This window comes from Haloarcula rubra (genome assembly GCF_019599465.1).
Lineage (GTDB): Archaea > Halobacteriota > Halobacteria > Halobacteriales > Haloarculaceae > Haloarcula > Haloarcula rubra.
Genome location: NZ_RKLR01000008.1, coordinates 44,506 through 59,518, shown reverse-complemented (window position 1 = coordinate 59,518; position 15,013 = coordinate 44,506). Strand labels below are relative to the sequence as shown.

11 protein-coding genes are annotated in these 15,013 nt (G+C 54.5%); 8 read left to right on the top strand and 3 right to left on the bottom strand.

Annotation, left to right across the window (positions count from 1 at the left end):
* The first annotated feature begins 159 nt into the window (after positions 1-159).
* From EGH21_RS17150 to EGH21_RS24135, 3 genes are all read left to right on the top strand, one after another.
* Positions 160-726 (top strand): DUF7342 family protein, encoded by a 567-nt coding sequence (locus EGH21_RS17150; protein WP_220619696.1) that lies wholly within the window; start codon positions 160-162, stop codon positions 724-726.
* Positions 719-1,147 (top strand): toxin-antitoxin system TumE family protein, encoded by a 429-nt coding sequence (locus tag EGH21_RS17145; RefSeq protein ID WP_220619695.1) that lies wholly within the window; start codon positions 719-721, stop codon positions 1,145-1,147. The genes EGH21_RS17150 and EGH21_RS17145 overlap by 8 nt, the downstream gene beginning before the upstream one ends.
* Positions 1,148-1,589: 442 nt before the next feature.
* Complete coding sequence (locus EGH21_RS24135; RefSeq protein ID WP_236035628.1) at positions 1,590-3,107, top strand: hypothetical protein; 1,518 nt, start codon at positions 1,590-1,592, stop codon at positions 3,105-3,107.
* A gap of 334 nt (positions 3,108-3,441) precedes the next feature.
* Here the strand turns inward: EGH21_RS24135 and EGH21_RS17135 are convergent, their stop codons facing one another.
* Positions 3,442-3,915, bottom strand: coding sequence for a DUF555 domain-containing protein (locus EGH21_RS17135; protein WP_220619694.1), 474 nt, complete (start codon positions 3,913-3,915; stop codon positions 3,442-3,444).
* 823 nt (positions 3,916-4,738) lie between these two features.
* Positions 4,739-6,628, bottom strand: coding sequence for a hypothetical protein (locus tag EGH21_RS17130; RefSeq protein ID WP_220619693.1), 1,890 nt, complete (start codon positions 6,626-6,628; stop codon positions 4,739-4,741).
* A gap of 429 nt (positions 6,629-7,057) precedes the next feature.
* Here EGH21_RS17130 and EGH21_RS17125 point away from each other — a divergent pair, with 429 nt between their 5' ends.
* The 5 genes from EGH21_RS17125 to EGH21_RS17105 all read left to right on the top strand — a co-directional run bounded on the left by EGH21_RS17125 (position 7,058) and on the right by EGH21_RS17105 (position 13,145).
* A complete protein-coding gene (locus EGH21_RS17125; protein ID WP_220619692.1) occupies positions 7,058-8,863 on the top strand; it encodes a hypothetical protein in 1,806 nt (601 codons plus the stop codon).
* Between the two features lie 209 nt (positions 8,864-9,072).
* Positions 9,073-9,591, top strand: a complete 519-nt coding sequence (locus EGH21_RS17120) for a hypothetical protein (protein ID WP_220619691.1) — start codon at positions 9,073-9,075, stop codon at positions 9,589-9,591.
* 185 nt (positions 9,592-9,776) lie between these two features.
* Positions 9,777-10,823, top strand: coding sequence for a transcription initiation factor IIB (locus EGH21_RS24470; RefSeq protein WP_268899079.1), 1,047 nt, complete (start codon positions 9,777-9,779; stop codon positions 10,821-10,823).
* A gap of 152 nt (positions 10,824-10,975) precedes the next feature.
* Positions 10,976-11,992 carry a DNA polymerase sliding clamp gene (locus EGH21_RS17110; RefSeq protein ID WP_220619689.1) on the top strand — a complete coding sequence of 339 codons (1,017 nt, stop codon included), beginning with the start codon at positions 10,976-10,978 and terminating at the stop codon, positions 11,990-11,992.
* Positions 11,993-12,479: 487 nt separating this feature from the next.
* Entirely contained in the window at positions 12,480-13,145 is a 666-nt protein-coding gene (locus tag EGH21_RS17105; protein ID WP_220619688.1) for an HD domain-containing protein, read from the top strand.
* Positions 13,146-13,305: 160 nt separating this feature from the next.
* On the opposite strand, the gene EGH21_RS17100 is transcribed toward EGH21_RS17105, so the two are convergent.
* A complete protein-coding gene (locus EGH21_RS17100) occupies positions 13,306-14,514 on the bottom strand; it encodes an orc1/cdc6 family replication initiation protein (protein ID WP_220619687.1) in 1,209 nt (402 codons plus the stop codon).
* Positions 14,515-15,013: the final 499 nt, after the last annotated feature.

The window sequence follows — 15,013 nt, the reverse complement described above, 5'->3', positions numbered from 1 at the left end:
ACAGATTGAAAACCGCGAATAGGTCATTGTCAGGAATTCAGCAACGTGCGATTTGTCTCGTCGCGTGTGGACAGAACCTTGAGACCTAAACTGAAATAATCCAGTTAACAGTAGTTATTTCACAGAAAAATGCGTTAGTCCTTGTAAGTGATCTCGAATATGGATTTGACCGATACCCCTCAGGATATACCGGGAGACGATGAAGAAGCCCCTGACTTCGATGCGTGGGAGTCTCCCGACGATGTACTGAAGGAAGGACCGACCAGAGAGCGGATGCTGGACGTCATCATGCAGCTGCGAGAGCCAACGAAGGTGTCGACCATCGCGACGCGAGCAGACTGTGATACAGAGACTGCTCGCGACTATCTCCAGTGGTTTGCTGAGATGGGGATGGTGCGTGAGCTGTCCGGACGGCCTGTACGATATGAGCGAAACAACTCCTATCTGAAGTGGCGCAGAATCGAGCAGATTCGCCAACGGTACTCAGAGACAGAGATTGTGGCACGTCTCAAAGAGACGCTCGATGCGGCCACGGAGTATCGAGAACGCTTCGAAGTCGACTCTCCCGACGATGTCTCTCTTGTCGATGAGAGCTACGATGAGTCAGTAGAGGACATCTGGGAAGCGGTATCAAACTGGAAGACTCTCGAAGAGAGAGCAGCGCTGTTGGATGCTGCTCGCCGCGAGGATACGTCTGGCGGGCATACTGAGACAATCGATGCCTGAGGGGGACACAGACGGCGTTGGTGGCATCGATAGCGATGTCTTAGAACGGATCGGACGACGTCTCCGCGGGAGTACTCGTTTCGAGGCTGTAGAGTACCGCCCTGAGTATGCCCCAAACGTGGTCGTCGCCGAGTACGCTCTCGGATATTTTCCGGCTGCCATAGAGCGTGCATATCTTCGCATTCGGTGGTTCAAAACGGATGATTTCAACGTTCACTACTCGGAACAGTATCGGGACGGGAACTCGTGGGAGTGCAGATGGGATTGTCATCCGAACAGCCACAACGACCGGGTGCATTTTCACCCACCGCCCGACGCAATGACGCCCGACCAAGACATGGAGTTCGAAAGTGATTGGCGTACAGTGATTTCGGATATTCTGTCGGAGTTGGATGAGCGTATTCAGGCGTTCTGGGAGTGACCGTAGAACCCTCTGATACGACCGATGAGAAATTTTCTCAGCTACCCACTTCGCTCTTCCCGCGTATTTGACCCCAAAGGAGACTGAGGGAATCAGGGGTGGTTCGAATTACACTCGTCCGCCGATTGGTTCCAACGTTGCTCGCTTACAACCGGGGCGAATCAGCGTTTTTCTCCCGACCTCGGCCGTAGGGTCAGTGAGACACTTCTCAGAAACCCGCTTCGCATTTCCCGCGTATTAGCCCCCAAAGGGGGCTGAGGGGATGTGGGGCGGAGCAGGTCCGAGAGATAGTTGTGATGTCACGACTATCGAGGTCTCGCATCTCGTACCGGTTCACCTCGTGAATCCCTTCAGAGAGACGACCATGAGTGTCAACACCAATTCCGACGTAGCGTCCCGTGCGGCAAACATCAGCGGCGAATTCGAGACAATCGGTGTCGACATGTCGCCGGCATCGGTCGAAGAGCAGATGGAGTCGATGACCGCGTTCAAGGTGCCTGTCGACGACGCACAGGTGGCGGTCGTTCGCAAGCTCATCGATGAGTTCGACCTTTCGGACGACGACGTCTCCGAGGACCTCGCGGCTCTGGCGGGCTACAGTTCCAGTGGCGGTCGGTCAGAAGACTTCGACCGAACGCTCCTCCGTGAGATAGCGGACCTCGGCGACGAAGAGTGGGTGGACGTTCGAGCACAGGTCATCGACCTCTGGGATGTAACGCATGACTCCATGGCTCAGGTCGGCCTCGTGGCAGACGAGAGTTCCCAGATGAAGTTCGTCAAGTGGGCGAAGAACACCGACGAGCTCCCGACTCTCGAAGAAGGTGTGACCTACGACTTCTCGTCGGTCATCACCAACGAGTACGAGGGCAAATTCAGTATCTCGCTCAACAAAGCCAGTAGCGTCGTAGAGGCCGAACAGGAAGTCATCCCGGTCGACGGCTCTGTGAGTGCCACCGGGACGCTCGTCGCCATCGAGGATGGCTCTGGGCTCATCAAGCGCTGCCCGGAGGAGAACTGCAGTCGACTGGTGACGAACGGCCGCTGTGCTGAACACGGTGAGGTCGATGGTGAGTTCGACCTTCGTATCAAGGCGATTCTCGACGATGGTCAGTCGGCAGTCCGGGCGCTGTTCAACGACGAAATGACCGAAGCGGTCACTGGCATGAGCCTGGAGGAAGCTATCGAGATGGCGATGGAAACAGTGGATCCCACTGTCGTACTCAACGCCTTCCGAGACCAGCTCATCGGCCGAACCTTCGAGGTCAGTGGTCCGGTCATCGGCGACTACTTCCTCGTCGACGATGTGGCCCAGACAGTCTACTCCAGTGAACAGCCTGGTCTGGAAGACGGTGCCCTCGATCCGGCACGAACGCAGCGCCAACCGGCCAAGCGTGTCTTTGCACAGGACCTGAATCAGGCGACGCACTCCTTCACCCGTCCCGAAGACGGTGAGGAGGACCGAGCGCCGAACTTCTCACTGCTCCCCTCCGGTGAAGCAGCCAACCGGGTCTTCGTCGTAGGAACGCTCATGGAGACGAAGGATGTCGGGACGGACTCAGAGTACTGGCGCGGGACGGTCATGGCGGCTTCTGAATCGGTCAGTGTCTACGCTGGTGAGTACCAGCCGGAGGCAATGCAGGTCCTCTCTTCGACCGAGACACCCTGCTATGTGGCTGTAATCGGGAAGATACACAGCTACGAAACGGATTACGGAATCAACGTCTCGCTCCAGCCTGAACACATTTCGGTGGTGGACGAAGCGGTTCGGGATTCGTGGGTAGCAGAGACGCTGGACGCTACGCAGGACCGACTGGGCGCACTGGAAAGCGGTGAGACGGAGGAAGCAGACGCTGTGTTGGCTGTCTACGAGGGGAATACGGAAGACGTCGAGTCGGCGGTTGAGGACGCTGTAGACGAACTGGTAGCCGACATGGACGTTCCCGAGACGCCAGCTCAGTAGGAGCCCCAGTTCTGGTTGTCCTTGCTTAGTAGAGATTTACAAGTGGATTGTATACGTACGGACGCTGACTTCGACTCTGTGTGTAGGTCATATTTAAGCGAGTATACGATACATAGACTCTCGACTGGCGTGTCGTCAAAAGTGCTGCTGGTATACTCTTTTCCGAAACTTCTGACAGCGAGTATCAGGCCCAAGTAGGAGGGTGCATAGTGCCCTCATCTGATTAGGAGGGTTATGAGGACACGAACATTAGTAGGGGACGCAGTAAGAAAAACTCAGAGCTTGATATTCACTATCTTCAATAATTTTGATACAATTTCAAGACAATGTCCTGTTACGAACCGGATTTGTGTATGTTGCTGGAAGTGGAAGGCTCTGTAGTCTCCTGACGATTCTCTGCTGGAAGACCGAGCTCCGCGAACGAGACCGACGAGTCCTCGATGTCGTCGACGGGGATCGAGTCGACGACTGTTAATGGGATATCTTTCATCCGAGAGCCGAGTTCGCGTTTGACCAGGGTCGTGCTTTCATCTACTGAGCTGGCCTCTATCTCCACTGTAATGTCCAGTACGACCATGGCGTAGCCGTGTGTGCAAAGCACTGCTTCCATCTCCCAGCTACAGCTTGGGCAGGCAACGTCTTGGACCGAAATATCGGCAGAACGAACCGCTGAGGCGTCTGCACGACGGCCAACCTCCGCCACGGCGATATTGATTGCGTCTTGGACGCCTGGTGCCCCTGGCACGACCCACGGCAGCGTGAGTCGTACTTGATACCAGTCTTCTGACTGCGCTACATCCGTGCTCATGGTGAACTGTTATCTGGAGTATTCGTCTTCCCACAGCTAGGCACATCGGGTGCTTCGTTGGCTGTTGAAACTGTGCTACTCTTCAAAATCTGGCTATGGATCATGATTGGGAGGGTATCTAACGAGCGCCAGCAGGAGGGCTGACACATTGGAGGGCCATGACCCCTGTCCCGTTATCGACGAGGGGTAATTTGGTGGGCTGACTATGGAGGGCTATCTCACCAGCAAGCGGTGCATTGCAGGGCTTCGATTCAGGCTTTCTCCGCAATGCACTCTTTAGCGGGGATTGATATAATGACTCCAGAGTTACAACAGTTGCAACGGTGCCTGATTCTTATCGATATGGTTGGGTCTATCCAATCGATAGCGATCTTCAATTGTTGCCGCAGCGGTGAATCCGCTCCCATCTTGAGAACTCCTTGCTACCGAGCGATTCATACCGTCGATGGCCTGTGTGGAGTCCCAAAGAAGTGCGTACGAGCCCGCAAATTGCCTCTGTGGGTCGGTAGCAGAACCCCTGATGGAGGAATCCTCGCGCTTTAGCGCGCGGGAGATATCAATCTCGCAATTCGACTGACTCAAGAACTCAATGGGCGCATTTCTTACAACGCATTAACCAACACTGGGTGGGTAAAGAACCGAATTGTTGGTTAAGACAAGAGCATACTCCCGTTCATGAGCCATCGAAGGGAAGAATAGAGATCTGAGTTCGTCGCTGAACTCGGGGGGTGTTAGTGGTCGTTACAGTTCTGTTGGACAGTTGCAGCACTCTCGTTGGTGAGAGAGACGTACCTTGAGATCCAAACGACGGTTCCAGTGGTGTTCAGTGGTGAACCTCCTGGGACCGGAGTTCTTCGTACTCAGAGCAGCTGTCGACACCAGCACGGTCGAGGCAGATTAGGTGATAGAACGCCCGGACATCGCTGTCGTAGGACATCGAGCCGGATTGCTGTTGGCACACCCAGCAGGCTGAGGAATCCCATGCACTATCCGAAGATAGGTGGGTATCAGTCTGCTCATCCGCTCCGTTGGAGACAGTCTCACCGGCGGTGGGTTGCGCTATCGTCGATTGACGGGTGACGGTAGCTATCTCGGCAGACATAATCCAATTCAGCCAGTCCGAATCGGGCCATTCAGTCGAGGTATCGCCAGTGTATCTCGCCATTGCGTTCGCAGATTCGCCCGTAGACTCGTCTTCACTGGCAGCGTTGCTGCGCTTGTGGGTCGGAGGAGTGGGGCGGTGTTGCGTTGGCGGTCGCCTCGTCGACGTTCGCGTGGCTTTCTCGAGGATGCGAATGTCGCTATCCCATCGAGAATTTAGCGAGGGCTGGTCGTTGAATTCGTCTTTGCGGAAGTCCGTGAGACGAACCAAATCGCCTTCATTCGGCTCCACAAAGATGCTCTCAGACACAATCACCTCGCCGTCGGCATCGTCTGGATCCGAAGTCGAACGGGTGATGACTCGTTCGCTGGGTTTCCAGACTGCAACGTACGCGAAGCCGGAATCATCCTCCAGAATAAATCCGAACTTGATCTTCGGATTATCCGGATAATACACTCGCTTCACTCGTCCCTGAGTGGAGACATACCCTCTCGTAGAGTAGGTATTGGTGTACTGGATGTTGCCGATCTTCAGTACGTTCCGAGGATCGTGTTTCTCCAGTTCTGACTGGGTCAGGACTGCAGATGAGAGATCGCGTCCATCTAACACGCAGCGTGCTAAGACGGATGCCATCTGGACAGGCGTCTTCGTTCGAATTTCGTGGGCATGCCGGAAGTCCGTGTAGAAGCGCTTGGCTTCAGCTAGGACTTTAGGCACACTCTCAGGATAGCTTGCTTCGAGTTCTCGAAGCGGGTCTGACTGTTCCTGAATCGATTGTTCGAATCGCTCGCTACGTCGCTGTGGGAAGATGCTGTTCTGCTCCTCGCGATAGATCGCTAAGGCATCAGTGTGTGCATCGAGTACAGCAGCAACGCCAGACGTCTGACCGTGTTGGTCGATTCCGTTGGTCACCTTCTTGAGCTCGTAATCGAGTGCAAGTCGGCGTTCGATGCCTGGAATCGAGGACCGCGAGTACTGCTCCGGGTTTGGAACGATTGCTCCGAGTGGGAGCGTCGAACCATCCGGGAGTGATACTTCGAGGTCGGTCGGTTCTATCCCCAAAGCAGACGCAGGCGTCTGCTCTGCTTTCGGGATGTAGTCACGCGAACGGAGTCGAAGCGTCCGGAAATCGAGTTGATTCCACGGGACGAGCTTCTGGTCCGTTGGCGTCGTGGTATCAGCGGAACCACTGGGGTGAGATTCATCTAGGCCAGAGGACACACCAACTAACTGGTCGCCAGTCGGATCGGTGAGTTTGTCTGCGCCTTTCAGGATGAGCGCGCTGCTCGGCGGAACAGAGTCAGGTTCGGACAGTGCATCGGGTGCGCTGCCAATCACGTTGATCTCTGCCCTCCGTTCGTCGCTACGGGAGGGAACCATGGGTTGCCCATCGAACCATCCGTAGCAGTCGCTCTCGGAGAGCGTTGCGCTTTCTTGCCCAGCCACGTCCCAGTCTGAAGGAATGTCGTCACTGCGAGCCTCGACCGCATCGAGGCCCATGTAGCGTCGGACATACGGGGACCGGGGAACGTCGACATGGTGGGTGTCGGTACTACCGCTCTTCTTGTGATCGTCCTCGTTGGAGCGATCGCTGTTGCTGTCGCTGTACATAAGGTAAGAAAGCAAGCCGATGCTTTCCGGTCTCTACAACGCTCGAACTGAGTATAACTGTAGCTGCTGGATGCGTCGCAGTCTGGCGATTATAGATGGATAGCCACACAAAATCCACACATCTACCGTGAAGACTGGCTTCGGCTTGTCGGACGGATTATTGGGAACCGTGTTTGAACTCGAATCTCGACCCCAGCATCGGCTCAGAAGTATCGAAAGGAAAGGCGAGGTTTGCCTTCCTACCTTATGTAGGACCGTTCAAGGTCCATTTTCGGATACGCTTGACTTGGATATAACCATAGCGGTGAGAGAGATTTGCGTCTCGGCCAGTCACTCACGCCAGTATTTGCCCCCAAAGGGGGCTGAGGGAGTTCGAGAGGTGGCGATGGTGACATCGTGGCCTTCGCGCCTCACCTGGTGTTTCAAGCAATGAGAGCCAACTACAGACAGCGTGGACAGAACCGACTGACGAACACAGAAATCGAGCAAGGTAGCCGCTTCGACGAATTAGATATGCGCGGCCTCTACGCGAGTCCGCATCTGCAGAGTGACTGCTTGGGGACTCGCTTGGAGAACGCCGGCGAACTGTTGCTCGCCGCTCGCTCCGAGCCCAAATACGATGAATTCGGGGAGCCAATCGAAGGTACCGGTCAGGTAGAACTCGACGCCCACTGGGTGAACGCTAGCCTCCGAACGAGCGTTGCCACGGATATCGACCCGATAGATCTGGCTGACGAGGATCTCACTGGCCTCCCACTGGAAGCGCAAGAGCGCCTGCATGGGCTTCGATCCGAGCGCAAACGCCAGCGTGAGAAAGCCTTGGCTGCAGCTGTAATCGGTATCGACCGAGAGGCTCGTCGACGCGATGAAATCCTCGATGAGCAGCGCAATCGTCGGGAGGACTACTTGGACCGCGTGCTCGGCGCCGGACTCACTCGCTACGACCCCTTTGCCCGACTCGACGGTGAGACGGCAGCTACCGTTCGCGAGACGGCCGCGAAACTGTCTGATCGGTTGCTCACTGGCCCAACACTTGAGGCGCTCGAACATCGCCTTGCGGGCAAGGTTCTCGGTGGGCAATCACTCTACACAGCTATGTCGAACCTTCAGGATGAGTGCTTCCAGGAGGCAGGCGTTATTCAGCCAATCGCGACGGTCCCTGTAATCCCATCGAAGTACAACGTTGAGGCCGACATTCAGGGCGAGGTCACGACACTCTGGCAGCCAAAATCGTCGTCTCAACAGCAGGTCGGCATCATCAAAGACGACACGGGGACAATCAAGTTCACTATCTGGACCCGCTCAGGGCAGGATGTCATCCTCCACGAAGGCGACCTCGTCCGAATCGTCGGCGGAAAGGTCGGAAAGTACAACGACCAAGCCACGCTTGCGGCGGATTCTGAGACGCTCATTACCGTCATAGACCGGGGAGATGGGCCGGCGCCGCGCGGCGACATCGCTGATGTCGACTGGGAAGCGGTCAAAGAGCGCAACGTCAAGCGTGGAATCGAACAACCCCATCAAGTGCATTCGGCGAAGACGATCCCGGCTATGGGTGCGCCTGGTGTCGAGAAGGTTTCTCGTCCGGTCCATACGCCACCCGACCGGCTTGATGAGTCGGAGGGCAACGGCGTCGATGCCGGTGAGTGGCTGAAGGCGACGGAAATCTACGAAGAAGGTGGCGCGATTCCACTCCCCGAGTGGTGGCGGACTCAGGATAACGTCGTCACCGTCGACGTCGACGAGGATGCCTCCAGTCAAGCGGTCAATGTTACTATCCAAGAAGTGGTCGCGAATACGTCAGCACCGGATTCTGACCCTGAACCGGCTGGATTAGAGGTCACTGATACTCCTGAGGCCGGTGACGAACAGTTGGTCGTTCCCGATGGCGGGCAGGCCATACACACGACTCCGATTCCTCCAGGGAAACGCCGATTCTGGGCGCTCATTCGTGATGATGCGTTGTTCGGAACTGCATTGCAGTCACCGAGTGAATCCGCGCCAGCGTCGACAGCAGCCAGCGAACTCGTGGGTGTCGCAGAGCGGCAGGAAGATGTCGCAACGACGGCTACCTCAGAGCCGGATATCATCCTCCCATCGACAAGTGCGACGTGTCCGAAGTGTACTCACGACCGGGCACACTATCGCCTCGTCCAGCTGCGTTCTATCGACGAACCACCGACGCGGATGTTGACCTGCTGTGAGTGTGCTAATCGATGGCGTGAGGACAACTGATTCAGAATCGTAAACAAAGTTCCAGAATCATATAAATACTATTTGCACTCTAAGTTAACGAGATCCTACTCAAACCGTTCAATACTGCCCGTTTATTTTCTCCCGGTGAAGGAAGAGAAGAGCCGGTGAGTCTCTCACTCGGGGATTGTTCTTCCCGCTTTCAGCACCACGTATCGTGAACTCACTCATCAGCACTTCCAAGCACTATCATGAGCTTTTACGCTTCTATTGCCGGCTACATCACGTACCGTTCGAACGAACATCTCGAAGCTGTCCTTGACTATCTCAAAGAAGGAGACTGGATGAATGACAGCGAACAGTGGCTCGTCTACGGCGATTCAAGTTATACCCGCGGCCAGCCCGCTGTCAATCACCACAGCAATTCTCTCCTCATCCCATTTGGACACTATCGCAATTTGGCCCGAGTGACGACGGAACTTTTTGCAGGAGCGACTGATGGGTGCGTCGTCAGCGCATCTACCGATGGTTGCTTCGATGCCTGGCGTGAGACACCGCTCGAAAGTGCTTCTGGTGTTTCTCCGGGGGCAGGCGGAGCTGTCTCTTCGGTCGAATGCATCGATCTCTCTGACTACGCACGGCTCCGAGGGTTGGGAACGATAACTCCCAGCGAACCTGGATATATTGAGTGGCAGCAGTCTGTAGTCGGTGCGTTCCACGATGAGTACGATCCCGACCTCCCTGAGTATCTGACGCGGTCAGTTTCTTAGACCAGTCGGTGCTCGATAGAGAGTATTGAATGAACTCTCGTTCCAGATGCTATGTTCTATTGGGACTAATCAGAAGGCACCGATCCCGGATAAGGAACTGTACGGATTCGTAGCGAAACAACTCTTCACGCTGATTTGTGCGCCCCCCGTTGGATAGGGGCCGACGAACTGTTGTCCCATAATCAATGTCCACAGAATCTTCACCCGCAACTGGTCGTCGACATCAGAAACAAGGACGCTCAAACCTCTCTACGGAAGAAACGCCAACGTCCCGGCTAGCATCGGAGCGCTGCTGTCCTGAGTGTGAGAGCGACGACTTGGTCGTTCAACAAAACGAAACGTACTGTGAGGGATGTGGCCTCGTTGTCCACCGTGACGACCTCGATCGTCGCCGGAGGTGGAACTACACAGAGAGTGGACGTGAGCCCGAACGGACTGGCTCTCCAACCACCCATCGGCTTCACGACCGAGGCCTCTCGACCGATATCGGCTACTACCAGGACGGCGCCGGAAACCCGCTCGATTCGAATACTCAACGGCTGTTTTCGCGCCTCCGTCGCTGGGATGCTCAGTCGAAAGTCCCCTCAAAGCGGGATAAATCGCTGCGGGATGGGCTTAGCGAGATTGCTCGGTTGATTAGCGTTCTGGACCTCTCTGACTCGGTATTCGACGAAGCAGTGGATATCTATCGGAATGCGTGGGATGCGAACTTGCTCAAGGGTCGCTCTATCGAGGCGATTGCCAGTGGTAGTGTCTTCGCTGCCTGCCGGTTGGAACAGCTACCCCGGCATAGAAGTGAGGTCGCCGACGTCGCCCGTGTCGACAGTGATGCGATCAATAACGCCTATACGCAGATGAATCGGGAATTAGAGTTGGCAATCCCACCACCCCTTCCGCAAGATTTCCTCCCACGTATTGCGTCAGCAATCGGGGCGGGCAATTACATTGAACAACGTGCCCGAGAGCTGCTTCTTTGTCCTGCGGTCGGCAGACTTTCGAATGGACGACCGCCGTCTGGCGTTGCAGCCGCCGCATTATATCACGCTCAACAGGCTGAGACCGGGGAAAAACGTGCATCTCAAAAGGCCATTGCTGAAGCTGGCTTCACCTCCACACTCACTATCCGAACAATCTGGCGGAAGCTTCAGGAGCTCGAAGAGGAAGGCAAATTGTGCGAGAACGCCGACACGATCCCTACGTTACACACCGACAGTAATCCAGTCAAGCAGTAGCGTAGGACGATTGGAAATGAACATCTCCAATGCTGATTTGTCACCCCCGATGCGGTGAGGGGAGATAAGCCTGCAAGTGTGCTATAAAAGAGCCACTGCATTCCTTGGACTTTCCCGCCACTGCGAATCTATCGCAGAGCAACTAATCGATTATGAGCACGAACACTGAATCCACAGCAGACGCACAGCCTGAAGACGATATCGACAATCTGGAAATCGAAGCCGACCCGGAAGGTACGGTTGAGGAAGACGCTACTGACGCAACAACAAACGAAGAGGTCGATGGTGAGGCTAATATCGACAGTGAGCCAGCAGCCGACCTGACCGACGAGCAAGACACCAGTGAGGAGTCGATAGCAGAGGCTTCCGACGAAGCTGATGCCGAAGACGAGACTGAGGAGGAAAGCGTACTCACGGGCCCTCCAGAGCGCTTTCAGGCTGCGATCTTGGGTGGCGAACTCAAGAATTTCATCTCAACGCTGCGAGTCATCGTCGACGAGGCGAAACTGACTGTTGGATCGGACGGCATTACTAGCAGAGCGGTTGACCCAGCGAACGTCGCGATGTACGATCTAGAGCTGTCGGCTGCTGCATTCGAATCCTACGAGTCCGGTGACGGCCTGCTGGGAGTCAATCTAGAGCGATTCGAGTCCGTTCTCAAACTCGCAAAGAAAGATGATCTCGTCCAGGTTTCGTTCGACACTTCCACGTACAAGCTTCTCATCGTCATCGACGGTGTCGAGTTCACGATGGCGTGTATCGACCCCGATAGTATACGACAGGAGCCCGAGATTCCGGAGATGGAACTCCCAATCAGCCTTACCGTCGGGGGGAGCCAGATATCGCGAGCGGTGAAGGCTGCTGACATGGTATCCGATCACATCGGATTCCGCTGCGTAGAAGCTGACGAGACAGTGTTCATTGAGGCTGAAGGCGATACCGATGACGTCTCGCTCAGACTCACTGCTGACGAATACGAGAGTCTAGACGCCGTTGACGGACGAGCACTATTCAGTCTTGACTATATCAAGAACATCTCCAAAAAGCTCCCCAAGTCTGACGATGTCACTCTCACATTCGGAGACCAATTCCCGATGCTGGTAGACTACGAAATTGCCGACGGCGAGTGTAGTGTCGCAGCGATGGTGGCACCACGTATCGAGACCTGATGACGGCCAAAGAGCGGCTCCGGATGCATCTCGTACAGGCATTGACGCGGGCGGAATCTCCAGATGTAATCGCGCATCTCCAGGCGGCAATTCGAGAATGCGATTCTCTGCCGCCGACATCGTTGACTGAGTGTCCGATCTGTGGTTGCTGTGGTCTACCAGAACGGTTGCTTTCCCATGACTGTTGCAACGGATGCGATGGGTAGCCGCATATTCAGTGGTTCACGCGGAGACCGGTGAGTACAGCTCTCTCGCAGATTAACCAACACAAGGTCGCCAGTCTATATTATTGTTGGTTAAACTGTTTCTGTTTTCGAGATCTGGAGGTAATTCATGTCGGCTTTGTTGAGATCCTATTCTTCAGATAGGTTCTCGTGTGAAACAGTCGGTCAGTAGATTTGCCCAATCTGCAGGCGTATCCTTCTGATATCTTCTGAATTAACAACATCCAGAACTGATATAAACCGTTCTCAAAAAGTGCATAGTAATGACGACTGATTTGGGATTAATCGCCCGAAGAAAGTCCGCGACGTATTATAACGAAGCCCTCCCGTCTCACGACGAATTTCATGCAAACCGCGTCTATGGCTTGGCGCAGTATCTGGCGGACGATATCGACGAGCGGATTGATAGGGGGATACTGTCTGCCGCAGCGTGGTTACACGATATCGGTCGCCCATACGAAACTGCAGGGGAAATCTCGGATCACGTACAGTGGGCAGCAGACGAAGCAAGAGACCTCTTGGCCAACGAAAGTGTTTCCAATGAGAAACTTGACGCGATACAGCACTGTATCGAGGCCCACGGCATCCGGTCAAGTTCACCGGAACCCGATACGCCCGAGGCCAAGCTTCTCTATGATGCGGACAAGCTTGATGCAATAGGCGCAGTTGGCATTCTTCGGATGGCCTGCATCCTCGGTGAACGATCAGCCCAATCGGGTGAAAATATCGGAGTTATCGACAACCCGGAGATTGACGAGAGAAATCCAGCGGCTGGTCTGGACATCGCCAGTATGCGGGCGAGAGCGGAGCGACGGCTGGACTCGTTGTATACCGAGCCCGGACGTCACCTCGCCAGTGCCCGCTGGGAGTTTTTTGAATCGTTCATCTCGCAATTCAACACCGAATTACGTACAACAATACGTGATTGACCTGTATTGACCGCGCAGAGCCAGAATCTATCACCTACTGAGGGTTTCAATAAAGCCTCTGTGTCGTAATACACCCAGTCATCAAGCACAGCTCACCGCCGATACTGTATTTCAAAGTGTGGAGATCAGAGAAGAGAAAAGCGGACTGAAGGAGGAGAAATCAGGCATCCAGAGAGAGAACGATATCCGCATCCCACAGAAGGGTGTACTGGCTGTAGTGTCCTTTTCCTTCACCAGTCCCCCGTCGGCTGCCCGCGATCTCCAGGAAACAGAGTTCGTTGAGCAATTGCCGTGTTCGTTCGGCTGATAGCGGATCGGCACCACTCTGCTCACAGACGTCGAGATACATCTCGCGTATCTTCATCGTCCGGAACCACTCCCGCTCAGGCTGGTTTTTCGTGAGATTTGCCAGCGCGATCAAGACATGCTTGCTGTGAGGAGGCAATCCCGATATGAGTTCGAGTAGACGGTCAACTTCTGCCGAAGCCCGTGCATCGGAGAGGTGAGATTCCTTCACCCGGTCGGCGTTTTCCTTATTTGCCTGGTCACCGGCATACCGAAGGAGTCGCATGGCCTTTCGAGCATCTCCGTGTTCTTTCGCGCTCAGAGCGGCCGCACGAGGAATCACCCCGTCGTCGAGAACTCCATCGGCAAAGGCATCAGTCCGATTCTGGAGAATCTCCCGGATTTGACTGGCGTCGTAGGGCTCAAAGATGAATTCGTTGTGCCCGAACGAGCTCTTTGTTCGCTCGCTCATCTTCTCCCGGTAGTTAATTTTGTTCGACACTGCAATCACGCCAATCGGAACATCCACACTCCCGTCCTCTCCTGCCCGGGAAAGCGCCATCAATAGGTCGTCGTTATTGAGTTTGTCAACTTCATCGAGGATGATGATCGCAGCGTCGTAAAAATCATTCAGGACTGACCAGACTCGCTCGAAATACTCATTCTCGGAAATTCCCCTAGCCGGGAACGTCATACTGCTCTCTGGTGGGTTGATTGCCCGACCGTACTTGCTCAGTGCGTCGGAGTTGCCCTTTGCCTGCTGGCAATTGACGTATCCCGTCGCAAGCCTCACACCACGATTCTCAGCTTCTTCTTTAGCGATTTTTGAGACGTGCTTTGCGACGAGGGATTTTCCACAGCCCGTTTTCCCGTAGATGATGATCGAATTCGGCGGCTGACCAACGACTATTGGCCCAATCTCTTCTGCCACCTTCTCAATTTGCTCATCGCGACCGACGATGCGCTTCTCACTGGGGACATAGTCGATTTGGAGTATCTCTCGTTGTTCAAAGATTCCCCCACCACCCTCGTCGACATTCTCAAAGACACTGTGGATAGTGTCTGACCCATCTTCGCTATCCATTGTCAGAGTCAAACAGTTGTAACCGCAATAAAGATTGGGGGACCGGGTTAGGAGTAATAGTGTGAATATAGGCCGTGAGAATCCTGATATATAGATTTCCGTCTTACGCAAAACTCAGTCGAGACACACCTGGTTTTGAGTAAGGGACTACAGAGACACACACCAAATTTGGAGTAAGAAATAGAAGAGGGGTGAGGTCGGAAAGAACCGCAGTTAGAGCTGTGCTTGTTGGTTCATAACTTCTACAACTACTACACTACTACTTACTAGAATAGCTAGACTAGAGAGACACACCTAGTTTGGAGTAAGAAAACCACCCTAGACACCAGTATCCGACCCCCTACCCCACTGACTCTACATTCCTTACTCAAAATCAGGTGTGTGTGTCGTCTGCTGACCTTCCAAATACTGATATTTCAATTGGCCCGATGGACGCTCCCATTACCTGTAGTTTTGTTTCCCCCGAGGCGGTGTGGGGTTGATGCCTGACTGGAATCTC